Origin of the sequence: Tunturiibacter gelidiferens (genome assembly GCF_014201335.1) — a bacterium.
Lineage (GTDB): Bacteria > Acidobacteriota > Terriglobia > Terriglobales > Acidobacteriaceae > Edaphobacter > Edaphobacter lichenicola_E.
The window spans coordinates 122323-134991 of sequence record NZ_JACHEB010000011.1; the positions used below are offsets into that span (position 1 = coordinate 122323).

Here is a 12669-nt window from a genome sequence, read left to right on the forward strand (position 1 = left end):
TCGGGATCCGATCGTGCTATCGCCGCCGGCGATCTACGGCCATGTTCCCATGCTTCGCCCCGCTCCATTAGGGCCAAGCTGTAGAGACGCTTTACGCGCAGCATCCGTGACCAAGGCTGAGATCGTGATTTCATTTTCAGGAGAAAATTCTCCGAGCGGGAGCGTAAGGCTGATAGCAGCCGCGGGGCTGTTTTCCTGTCTACCCACACCTGCGGCCAGCACCCAGTAACCCGGCAAAAGCTCCTCCACGTTGCGTGCGTAGCGCATCTTCCTCACCTGCGTAATCTCCTGTTTCATCTTTACGATCGAGGTGATGGTGCTGCTGGTGTATTTTTCCGCGCTCTTCGCCATGATGCGCTCGACGTCTTCCTGCGACATGCCCGCCAGAAATATCTTTCCGGAAGCGGTGGCGTTGAGTGGCCGGCGCAAGCCCACATCCGCGAAAGCATGGGGCGCACCGGAGTATCCGACGGAATGGATGAACAGCACGTAGTCCTGGTCCAGCACGCCAAGTTGCACCGTGCCCGGTACCTGGCGAGCGAGCTCCTGCATAGGAAAAAACGCGGCCCTGTAGATGGGGGAATGGCGAAGATATCCGGAGCCGACCCATAGCGCATGGCTGCTGAGCATGTATCGTCGGGTCACTGGCTCCTGGACGATGAGATTCGCTTCGATGAGAGTGGTGCAGAGTCGATGCGCGGACGCCTTTGGAATTTCAAGTTTCGCAGCAAGGTCGGTGAACGACAGTTCAAACGGTTCCTCGGCCAGCAATTCCAAAACTTTGAGGCAACGCAGCGTGGAGCTCATGGCCGTGGATGCCTTCTTCATGTAGCAACACTCTCACGATATGTCTTGACAGCGCAACGCAAGTTCGATTAAGTTGATCCGCATTACAAACATTTGTTTCGTAATGCGGAACAACACTGCATTTCGATCAGATAGGCCCCGGTTTCGCAATCATCGATAGGGAGGTCTAGAAAACCATGAACACTGCGCATTCGCGTTTGGTGAAGAGGCACTCAGGCGTTCGGGCCTTGATCGTTTTTATCCTGGCAGTCTGTTGTTCCGGGTCTTCTGCGTTCGCGCAGGAAGTGACCGCGACCATCACTGGCATCGTCACCGATCCAACTGGTCGAATCGTGGCGAATGCCGATATCAAGGCTCAGGATCTGGACCGCGGCACGATTTGGCCGACCCATACCAATGCGTCAGGTTTTTACACCATTACACGGCTCCCGGTCGGGCGCTACGAGGTTCGCGTAGTCTCTCCTGGCTTCCGGACAGCAGTGGAGACGCCGATTGAACTGCAGCTCAATCAAGTGGCTGCGGTGAACATCAAACTCGTCGTGGGTTCGGCCAGCGAAACGGTACAGGTAACGAGTGAGGCGCCACTCTTGCAGACCGATACGACCGATGTCGGCACGGTCATCGACGCGCGCACTAACGTCAGCTTGCCGCTGGCCAGCCGCAACTACCTGCAGCTTACGCTTCTGACACCCGGTGCTGTGACTGTTCAGCCCACAGGATTTCAGAGTGGCCAAAATGCTGGACAGGTCGCTCGTCCGGAGATCAACGGAAACCGCTTCGATGCGAACAGCTACCTGCTCGACGGCATGGATAATAACGATGCCGGAAGTAATTACGTTGCATACTCCCCGCAGCCTGACGCAATCCAGGAGTTCCGCGTCCTCACGCAGAATGCTCCTGCCGACTTTGGAAACTACATGGGCGGCGTGATCAGCGCCTCGATCAAGGAAGGCACAAACTCCTTCCATGGCACCGCCTTCGAGTTCTTCCGCAACGACGTGCTCAACGCGAACCAGTGGATGAATAAGCTGATCCCGGGTAGCATCATTCCCCGGCAGAAGCTGCGCTGGAACGAGTTTGGAGGCACAATCGGCGGCCCAATCTTGAAAAACAAGCTCTTCTTCTTTGCCGACTACCAGGGCGAGCGGTTTGACTTTCCCAGGACAACATCCACCATCTCTGTATTTACTACGAAGGAGCGTACTGGCGACGTCTCTGAACTGGTGGCGGCGGGCAAGACGATCGTGGATCCGCAAACTGGATTACCCTTCCCCGGTAACGTCATTCCGCAACACAGCCTCAGCCAGTCAGCTCTGGCCATTATCAATTCGCAGTATTACCCAACGCCGATCAATGGCTTGCTGCAGGCGAACGCGCACAACACGACTGCCGTCAAGACAGACAGCGACCAGGGGGATGGCCGTCTGGATTACGCCGCAAGTGTTAAGGACCACTTCATGGGTCGCTTCTCGTACTCCGATATGACGGTCCCGACCGTAAACTCATTTGCCCTCGACTACAACCCATACAATTTGGTTTCGACGTGGAATTTTGTCACCGGCTACACGCGGACAATATCTCCAACCTTGCTAAACGATGCGCGTCTGGGTGTGAACTACGTCAGGGTCGGACAGAACCAGACCACGTCAAACTTTTCAGGAGACGCGACTAGCTTGTTTAAGATTCCTGGTTTGACGACAAGCTTCCTTCCCGCCATGGGGTTCAGTGGCGGGTATGTGAGTAACTTTGGCACCAAGGACAGCGTTACCGACAACTACGACACCTCAATTCAATATTCGGATGTAGTGAACTGGGTGCGTGGGAAGCACAGCATGCGTTTTGGCTTCCAAGGATGGCGGATCCGTACCAATGGTTTGTTCAATGGCAGCAATGGACAGGCCGGAAGCTTTGGCTTCAATACCACCTACTCAGGTAGCCCCGAAACGGACTTCCTGCTCGGCTTGCCCACCAATGTTGGTGTTGGCAACTTAGGCTCGGTGTGGGGACAGCGCAACAACGTCTTTGCCGGCTTCGTTCAGGACGACTGGAAGGTGACCGATCGGTTGACGTTCAATCTCGGTCTCCGTTATGAGACACACACACCTTTTGTCGAAGCCCACAACGACCAGGTCAACTGGGACCCGCAGACCGGTATCTTCGAATTGCCCGGCCAAAACGGCAATAGCCGCGCGCTCTACAACTCGTACAACGGCGTCGGGAATTACCAGCCTCGCGTCGGTGTGGCTTACCAGTTGATGCCAAAGACCACGATTCGTGCGGCTTACGGATTGTCGTCGTTCATGGAAGGCACGGGTCTGGGGCTTCGTCTGCCCGGTAACCCGCCGCAGCCGATTGCGGCCAGCGCCAATTACAGCGCCCTCGCCTACCCGACGACGACGCTGGACCAGGGCTTTACCCCGGTCGCGGTTCCTGCTGGATGTACGATTGCCGGTTTGGAGAGCGCCGCGCCGAACTGTTACAAGGGCGCCATCATCTACTCGTGGGACAAGAGAGTACGGCCAGCACAATCGAATCAGTGGAGTATGTTCGTGCAGCACGAATTATCGCCGTCGGCCGTCTTTCAAGTGGGATATGTTGGGCAATCGACTGCACACCTGACCAACGCAGAGCTGCTTACGCAGCTTGTGTGGGACTCGCCGGGTGTCGTTAGCCCATCACCATTCTTCGCACAGAACCGGCCAGTAATTAATCAGTTAGCGTATATCTTCGGCACTTTCGCCGAGGCACACCAGAACTACAACGCTTTGCAGACCCAGATGCAGGGACGGCTAAACCACGGCCTGTCGTATCTGCTCAGCTACACATGGTCTCGCTGCATGACCGATTCGCAGGGATTCTGGGGGGAAGGCGGGCAATCTTCAGCGCCAAGTGCCTGGTGGCAGAACACCTACAATCCGTCGGGTGAGAACGGAGCCTGCTACTACAACGCTAAGAACGTCTTCACCGGCTACGTAATCTATGATCTGCCCTTTGGCCGCGGAAGGCAGTTCGGCAGCAATATGAACAGAGCCGCCGATGCTGTTGTGGGTGGCTGGAAAGTGAACGTGATACCGACCTTCCGCGGCGGTTTCCCGCTTACGCTTAGCTCTAATAGCGACCACTCTGGCACCAACTCTTTCCAGAACCGTCCGGATTGCATAGCGCCCCCGCGTGTACTGCATAAGCAGACTATCGGAAACGGATTCTATGGGTACCGGTGGTTTGATCCCGCTTCCTACCAGGAGCCCGGCGCTGGTACCTTCGGCAGCTGCAGTGTGAGTTCGGTCTACGGCCCAGGCGAGCAGAACATTGACCTAAGCCTTGCCAAGACCTTTGCCATCACGGAGCATCAGAATATCGAGTTCCGCAGCGAGTTCATCAACGCTTTCAACCACGTGATTCTCGACGCGCCGAGCAACGGAGGCATCGACATTGCGAACCCCGATGGCGGCACAATAGGTCAGATCAAAACGTCAGAAGGAGCGCGAAATATTCAATTCGCACTGAAATATAACTTCTAACCCGGTCTTACACGCCGGCTGAAACAATCAGTTGTAATCACGCGGCGTCTGGCTATCGGGCGGCAGCACTAAACCGAGGTCCGGCGCCGTGTCTCTCTTTAGAATCCCGCGCCTTTGCGTAGGGTAGACTTCCAGCGGCTTCGCTTACTCGCAAATAGCCTTGGCCGATGCGCTCGACAGCCTTTCAATATCCATGGCGTCTGTTTCCCGGGCGATTGGAGCGCCGGACGGAGAAGATGATAAACAGCGATCTCATCGCTTACTTCAAACCGATCGCCTCTCAGTTCAGCGGCGATGATACTGTCCAGCTGATCGATCTGACCGGTCGCGTGACCGACATCCAGGCGAACAAGCATCGCCTCATCTTGCACCTCTCTCTCACAGCTGGCCTCTATCGTGGCGTACTCGCCACCCTACCCGGCTCCTTCGACATGGCCACCGCGATGATCGATATGGTCCAGGTTCCCGACGGTAAGCGCGTTCCCGTAGGACCGTGGGATCTCGATCACCTTCACAACGTGATGGCCGTCCCGATGGTTCGCACCTACGTCAATGGCAGCCTCAAGGGTGGCCTTTGGTTCTCTATGCCTGGCCCGCAGGAGATCGCCGAGGGACGTCTCACGGCAGACTTCGGCTTTGAAGCGCAGGATGGCGTCAACGAACTCGTCCTTGAGTTGATCGAACGTGACCGCACTCGCATGGATTGGGGGAAGCTCGCGTACTTCGAACTGCGCGAAGATGATCGACACCCCGCCCCTCTAAGACCGTCCACGACAAATCATCCACGCATCTTCTTGCATGCCGATGAGCTCGGACGGCTCCGCGAACGCTGGCGAAATACCGCTGAATTTGAGGAGCTAAAGAATCGGCTGTCCACTGAAGAGCTTGTCTTCCTAACGGACAACAGCCAGGGAACACTTGAGCTAGCCTGCCTCTTCTACGCGCTCACGGGCGATGCGGCGATCGGCACGCGCGCCAAAGATCGGATACTGGAACTTGCGCATGCTCCGACCTGGAGCGGCCGCCCCGATCCACTGCTGATGGGCGGTGATAACGATCGCGGCATCAGCCTCCGGCTCTACCTCACCGCGCTGGGTTGGGACTATCTGCAGCCCCTGCTCGGCGATTCCGAACGCCACGCCATACTTGCAAAGGCGGAGCAGTACATCGGCAAGATGTACGACTTCACACTACTGCAACGCGGCTACATGGGCTGTCCAGCCATCGATCCGCACTCGCTCGGCGCATGGAACGGTACAGCCATCGCCTGCATGGCGTTCTTCGAGGAGCTTGCGATCGCGCGTCACGCGTTGCCTCTCTTCCACGGTCTCTTCTGCGAAAGCCTTACTCTCTTTCCAGACAGCGGCAAGGCGGCCTGGGCAACATACTTTCCCTTCCACCTCGTGCTCTACCTCGCGGCTGCGCATACCTTCGGCGGAAAGAGGGAAGAGCTCGACAAAAGCCCTTTCCTCGATCACCTTGGCGAGGCACTCTTAGCCAGCTTCGAGGTGCCGAATAGTCAGGAACTCCAACGTGGACTGAGGACCCGCGAGCATCGGTTTCTCACTGCGTTTCTTTGCCGCTTCCACCCTACGCAAGGAATCGATTCGATCTATCGCGCGTTTGTCCAGAGAGAAAAACGCGCCACTGGCAACGTGGTGCCGGGCATATTCGACGTACTCTATGCTCCCCCGTCTACCGGCCCCATCGCCTCTTTCCCGGATCGGCCGCTGTTTGCAAAAGATGTTGGCGATCTCATTGCTTCGGTTCGCGGAGAGCACACGATAGCGGTGTCGGTGAGTGGTGGCCCAAAGGCGGGGCGCAAGGCTGTCTTCCACCTGATGCCGCAAAACCGCGAGTTCGCGCCGTCGATGGGAGCGCTGGAGATCACTGTCGACGGAGCACCGGTAATCTGCAACATCAACATGGGGCTCTATGGTCTCAATAGTGCGTTGACCAACACGATGTGCTTCGAAGACGGCGGCGCGCTCACCAACGGTCAGTACCTGAACGGTGCCGTGCCGCCGGAGTGCGGTGGCGTCATTCGTCGCTGTCTCATCAGCGATCGCTTCATCTACGCCCACATCGTCATCACCTATGCGCTCGATCCGAGGCTCCAGGTCCAACACGCCGACAGAGTATTTATGCTGGATCGAAAGACAGCGGCGATTATTGTCTCGGATGCCTTCAAAGGCGAGCGCCCGATACGATTTGCCACGCATCTTCATTGCTCTGGATCGGTGACCGAACTTGGTGGCCAGCAGTATCGCCTCACCGGCGGTCAGGCAAACCTGATCGCAGGAATTAAGGGTGGCAGTAAGGGCTTCGATGATGCCGAACGAGGAGAGATCTTCGTGCAGATCCTGGAGAGTCCCGAATCCGCCCGTGTCGTTGGGGAGGAACCCCGCTGGGTCCCGGGATACATCTACGGACTGAACAACACCGGTCAGGAAGACATCAGCGAAGGGCGTTTTCCACGCTATCGGCGCTGGCGCCTCGAAGTTGCTGAGCCCGCGGTGCAGGGTCGATTTCTCCTGGCGCTCAGTCCGCGTTCTGGAGAGATCGCGTACGTTGACGGTGTTGTCCACCTGCCGCAAGGCGGCCACCTCCGTTTCGGCGATCGCACTGTCGAAGCGCTCGGCCTCGAGTGTGACTGCGAATGTCTGTTGTGGGATGAGGAAGCACGAAAAATTACTGCGCTCGGTCTCCTCCGGCTGCGCCACGGGAGCAGTGAGATTTCCTTCGCCCTGCGCGTCGACATGACCTACGACGCAGACGACGGCACGGGGACACTCTACGCGCAGGGGAGGCTTGATCCCGAAAATGCACTTGGTTTCCACCTCGCTCCCTGGACGTACATTGGAGAGGAAAGTTGGAAGACGCTGAATACGCACCGTGCGTCCTTCAAGAAAACGGGTGCTGAAAAAAACGACACGGAGGCGGGAATATGAGCGGGGAAAAAGCAATCGAGGTGGCCATTCTCGGCTGCGGAAAAATGGGCCAGAATATTTTACGTACGCTTCAAAACAGCTCGAGGGTTCGTGCTATCACGGTGTTTGATCGAAACCTAGAGCACATGGAAGAGTTGAAAGCGACGTTCGGGGTGAAGTCTGCTCCAGCGCTCGAAGACGTACTGCAGGATCCGGCGATCAAGCTGGTCTTTGTCACCGCCTCCAACAATGCGCACCGAGAACTAACTGTGGCGGCACTCGAGGCGGGGAAGGCCGTAATGTGCGAGAAGCCCATGGCGACCACCATTCCGGACGCGCAAGCCATGGTGGAAGCAGCCGAACGAACAAACGGGTTTCTTCAGATCGGCTTCGAGTTGCGCTACTCTCATCTCTACACCACGGTGAAGGACTGGATCGCTCGCGGCCTCCTTGGCCGTGTGCTCAATACGCAGTGCACCTACTGCTCAAGCGCCTGGGGACGTCACGATGTCTGGAGGGTTGCCTCCAAAACCAGCGGCGGCATGTTTGGGGAGAAGCTCAGTCACTATGTCGATCTGGTGCGCTGGTGGATCGGCGACGAGGTGGAGGAAGTGTACGCAACCTGCGCTCCCAACGTGATTCCATACTATGAGGTCCACGACAACTATCACTGCAGTTACCGCTTCAAGAACGGCGCCGTCAGTCACCTCACCTTCATGATGGGGCCCGCTGCCAGCTTCAAGGGAGACCCACTGCAGAACGCAGTCTCGCAACAGACCGGAGACGGTCATGTGCTGCGTTACATGATTTACGGGGAAAAGGGTGCTGCCGAGACGGATGTCTTTCAGCGAACGATTAAGCGCTGGGAGTTCGGCGAAGACGACTACGGTCAAACCAGCAAATGGATCCAGAACGAGACCTGGGATCCGGAGAATGACTTCGCCTACTTCCACAACACACACGACCAGGCTCTCGACATCGTGCGTCGCGTTGCCGAGGGTGAGTGTCCCAGCATCAACCCGCGCGATGCGCTGGAAACGACACAACTCTGTTTTGCTGCTGAGCTATCGGCTGCTGAAAAGCGTCCCGTCCGCCTGGATGAACTCAAATGAACCAAAGCTTGAGGAAGATGAGGCTGTGTTTGGGCCGGAGGCATGAATGATGCAGGACGAAAAGAGCGCGGAAACTGTGATACCCGCCATAGAAGGGGTTACACCGCCTTCTGCGACGAACAGCGCGCTCAACGCCTTCTACGCCGACCGCAAGCGAATGTGGAGCAACGTCCTTTGGATTACCTTCGGGCAATTTGGCATGTCGGTCTCGATGACCATCGTCGAGCCGCTCATGAATCTGCGGCTCAAAGCGATCGGTGTCAGCGAATCGAGTGTTGGCCTGCTGACCTCGGCAAATTTGTGGGCAGTCAGTTTTCTGGTTATGTACTTCTCCTGGAAGAGCGACCACAGCACCAGCCGATTAGGACGCCGCACACCCTACACGCTGCTGTCACTGCCATTCATCGCTGTGGCGCTCGTGCTCTTTCCGTTGTCTACACAAAAGTGGATGCTCATCACGTTGATGCTCACGTACTTTTTCTTCAACGATATGAAAGCATCTACCTACCCGCTCCTCGCGATCGACTGTGTATCTAAGGAAGTTCTAGCACGCGTCTCCGGCCTGGTCGCCATCACCGTCAGCATGGCCGGATTCCTATCGACCCGCCTCGGAGCGAAGATGGCGGACGTCAATCCCAAAGGCGTGTTCTTCATCGCCGCCGCCGTCATGACCAGCATGACGTTGGTCGCACTCTGGCGCATCAAGGAGCCACCGGTCTATCACCCGGCCAAGAGCAGCTTCAATCTGTTGGCGCCCATCAAGATCGCGTGCCGCGACAAACGAATCCTCGTACTCATCGTCGCCGTTGCGTTGCTCAATTCATTTCCCATGATCTTCAAGACGTGGGTGTGGTTCTACGCGAAGAGCAAGCTCGGTCTGACCATCGGTGATACCGGCGTCGCAATCTCCTGGGGACTGCTGTTGCAGGTCGCCTTCTCCTACCCGGCGGGTTGGCTCATCGATCGTTTCGGAAGCTACCTCGCGCTCTGCATCCAGTGGTTGATTATGCTGACACTCGTACTCAGCTCGATCCATGTTACGAACTCTCACGGCCTCGTCCTTCTCATGTCGCTGTACTTCCTCTTCCTTCCGTTGCAGGTAGCAGGAGACACGATTCTCTGGAGGACCATGGACAAGGCAGATACCGGCTCCTACACATCGACAGTTGCGCTCGTGCGCAACTTCAGCACTGGCACCGTCATCGCTATCTCCGGCTTCCTGATTAAGTGGACCGGAAGTTACATCGTCGCATTCTGGTTCGGTTTCGGTCTGAGTTCCGTTGCGCTGGTGGTCTTCTTTATCTATCGCAACATCATGCGCGACGGACGCGCTGAACCTGCTTCCATCGCGACGGGGCACGAGCCGGATGACATCAAGAAACCCGATTCGCACCTCGGCGCTTCCCGTACCCCGAGTGTCGCAACCGTATGACCTGGCTGTTTCAAGCAGCGGACGCATGGAGGACGTCATGAAAGTTCACGTAGCGAAATCCCGTGCAGAACTAGGCCGGTTCGCTGCGGGTGAGATCAGCGCAGCACTACGCGAAGGTCTGCGTATTAAGACGCATCTTCGTTTGATCTTGGCAGCTGCGCCAAGCCAGAGCGATATGCTCGCGGCCCTTCGTCAGGAGCCAAAAATTGACTGGACCCGCATCACTGCGTTCCACATGGACGAGTACATCGGGCTGCCGGCTGACGCGCCTCAGGGGTTCGCCAACTGGCTCAAAAGGGAGTTCGTCGGCCACCTTCCGTTTGCCCGCTTTGAGCCAATCGATCCGGGCAACAATCCTGAAGCAGCGTGCAAGCGCTACGCCGCGCTCCTGGCCGAAGATCCTGTGGATGTCGTTCTGCTCGGCATCGGAACCAATGGCCACCTTGCCTTCAACGATCCACCCGCGGACCTCGACGATCCCCTTCCCGTCAAGGTCGTCACGCTGGATACGATGTGTCGCGAGCAGCAAGTTCTTGATGGTTGTTTTCCCACCCTCGACGCCGTGCCGCACCGCGCAGTCACGCTTACAATTCCCACACTTCTTGCAGGCTGCGAGCTCTTCTGCTGTGTGCTGGGCCGGCATAAGAGCGCTGCGGTGCGGGATGCGCTCGAGGCGCCCATTAGCGGGGATTGCCCGGCAACCGCCCTGCGCACCCACCCCCGGTGCACCCTTTACCTCGATCATGAGTCGAGCTCAATGCGTGAGATCTATGAGCATGACAACCATAACCGGACGTGATCCGCAAAGCGGACACAATTACACCCTTGTCGTCGACGAGGGTGTAATTGTGCGCGTAGAAGAAAGCTCTGCAAGTAGCGATCTCTTTCTCTCTCCCGGCTTAGTCGATCTTCAGGTCAATGGCTGCTCTGGATTTGATGTGAACTCGCCGCAACTCACGCCGGACACAATCACGGAGCTGGTCGATGCGATGCTGTTCCGTGGTGTCACCTGTTTCGCGCCGACGATCATCACCGCCCCGGAGGATAAGATCTGCCACGCCCTCAGCATCATTGCCGAGGCGCGCCAGATCCATCCACGCGCGGCCGCATGCATTCCGTTTGTTCACGTGGAAGGTCCGCACATCTCTCCGCTGGACGGATACCGCGGCGCCCATCCTGCCCACACCGTGCGGCCACCCTCGATTGAGGAGTTCGAGCGCTGGCAGCAGGCTTCCGGCGGCCTCGTCGGCATGGTCACGCTGTCTCCGCATTTCGAAGAGTCCTGCGCATATATCGCGACGCTGGTCAAACAGGGAATCTATGTTGCCATCGGCCACACGCACGCTTCGCCTCAAGAGATACTCCGCGCAATCGATGCGGGGGCACGCCTTGCAACCCACCTTGGAAACGGAATTGCGCCGGAGATCCCACGGCACCGCAATGCCATCTGGTCCCTTCTCGCCGACGACCGTGTCTCCGCGACCTTCATCGCGGATGGCCACCATCTGCCACCCGACGTTCTCAAAGTAATGCTGCGCGCGAAAACTCTGCAGCGCAGCGTGCTCGTATCTGACTCGGTCGCGCTCGCCGGCATGCCCCCAGGTACCTACGTCACTCCCGTTGGAGGTCGTGTCGAGCTTCGGCCCGATGGCAGACTCTGTGTCTTCGGTTCCGAACTTCTTGCGGGGGCTACGGCTTCACTCGCGCAAGGCATCAGCACTCTCGTCCGAACCTCCGACGTGCTTCTCCACGAGGCGCTGGCCATGGCCACAACGAATCCCGGAAAACTTGCCGGAGGCCGAGGTCAACTTACAACCGGATCTCGCGCTGACCTCCTCAGATTCCGCTGGCAGGACTCGATCCTCATCGAGGATGTCTGGCTGGCCGGAGAACAAGTCCATACACGCACCGAAGTCGGCAGGCAGCCGGGGAGATAGTAAAGATGAGACGCATCGGGGCTGTAGATATTGGAGGTACCAAAATCGCCGCCGGCATTGTTAGTGATGACGGAAAGATCCTTCACCGCAGCGAGTGTCCCACTCAGCCGAAGCGCGGATTGCACGACGCGGTCGACCGAATTCATCGAATGCTGCAAGCAGCAATCGATCAATGCGGCAGCATCGACGGCATCGGCATTGGATGCCCGAGCCCACTCGATCCGTTAACCGGCGTCATTGGTGAAGTGGGTACGTTGCCCGGGTGGGAGGGGGGTCATCTCGCCGATGTCGTTAGCGAGCGCTTTGGCCTCCCTGTCGTCGTCGAGAATGATGCGGACGCGGCAACTCTTGCGGAGTATGCCTGGGGTGCAACGCAGACGTCAGGGACTCTTGTCTATGTCACGATAAGCACCGGCATCGGTGGTGGGATTGTGCAAAGCGGCCAGCTGTATCGCGGCGTGCGCGGCTCCCATCCCGAGTTCGGCCACCAGCTCATCGACCCCACCGGACCTCGTTGCTACTGCACACTCTCCGGGTGCTGGGAGAGCCTTGCGAGCGGCCTATCGATGACTGCGTATTTCTCCGAAATCGATCCCAACAGAGGCCTGCTGACGGCTGCTGAGATATGCGGGCTTGCCCAACAGGGCGATCCGCTCGCACTTCGTGCAGTCAAACGCGAGGCCCACTACCTCGGACTGGGCCTGGCCAACCTTGTCACCCTGTTTGTTCCCGAGATCATCTGCCTGGGAGGCGGAGTGATGCGAAGCAGTGATCTGTTTCTCGATGATGTTCGGGCGATAGTGCGAAGCCTGTGCACGCAAGTGCCCGTTGAATACACCACCATCACGCTGTCTTCGCTCGGACCCGACATCGGCTTGCTGGGTGCGGCGCAGTCATGGCTGCTTCGGAATCCATCATGCTGAACAATTC

8 protein-coding genes are annotated in these 12669 nt (G+C 57.7%); 7 read left to right on the forward strand and 1 reads right to left on the reverse strand.

From position 1 onward, the window contains the following. Window positions 1-33 precede the first annotated feature (33 nt). Complete coding sequence (locus HDF14_RS20385; RefSeq protein WP_183980359.1) at window positions 34-828, reverse strand: IclR family transcriptional regulator; 795 nt, start codon at window positions 826-828, stop codon at window positions 34-36. Window positions 829-983: 155 nt separating this feature from the next. On the opposite strand from HDF14_RS20385, the gene HDF14_RS20390 reads away from it, so the two are divergent. The 7 genes from HDF14_RS20390 (at window position 984) to HDF14_RS20420 (ending at window position 12662) form a co-directional block, all read left to right on the forward strand. After that, a complete protein-coding gene (locus HDF14_RS20390; RefSeq protein ID WP_183980360.1) occupies window positions 984-4328 on the forward strand; it encodes a TonB-dependent receptor in 3345 nt (1114 codons plus the stop codon). A 236-nt stretch (window positions 4329-4564) separates the two neighbouring features. After that, the gene (locus tag HDF14_RS20395) at window positions 4565-7279 is read left to right on the forward strand and encodes a hypothetical protein (protein ID WP_183980362.1); all 2715 of its coding nucleotides are present in this window, start codon (window positions 4565-4567) and stop codon (window positions 7277-7279) included. Beyond that, window positions 7276-8370 (forward strand): Gfo/Idh/MocA family protein, encoded by a 1095-nt coding sequence (locus HDF14_RS20400; protein ID WP_183980364.1) that lies wholly within the window; start codon window positions 7276-7278, stop codon window positions 8368-8370. The genes HDF14_RS20395 and HDF14_RS20400 overlap by 4 nt, the downstream gene beginning before the upstream one ends. Before the next feature lie 46 nt (window positions 8371-8416). Continuing rightward, window positions 8417-9802 (forward strand): MFS transporter, encoded by a 1386-nt coding sequence (locus HDF14_RS20405; RefSeq protein WP_183980366.1) that lies wholly within the window; start codon window positions 8417-8419, stop codon window positions 9800-9802. A 37-nt stretch (window positions 9803-9839) separates the two neighbouring features. Continuing rightward, window positions 9840-10601 (forward strand): glucosamine-6-phosphate deaminase, encoded by a 762-nt coding sequence (locus HDF14_RS20410; RefSeq protein WP_260698448.1) that lies wholly within the window; start codon window positions 9840-9842, stop codon window positions 10599-10601. Next, window positions 10579-11739, forward strand: a complete 1161-nt coding sequence (locus tag HDF14_RS20415; protein ID WP_183980376.1) for an N-acetylglucosamine-6-phosphate deacetylase — start codon at window positions 10579-10581, stop codon at window positions 11737-11739. The genes HDF14_RS20410 and HDF14_RS20415 overlap by 23 nt, the downstream gene beginning before the upstream one ends. Before the next feature lie 5 nt (window positions 11740-11744). Next, a complete protein-coding gene (locus HDF14_RS20420; RefSeq protein ID WP_183980377.1) occupies window positions 11745-12662 on the forward strand; it encodes an ROK family protein in 918 nt (305 codons plus the stop codon). Window positions 12663-12669: the final 7 nt, after the last annotated feature.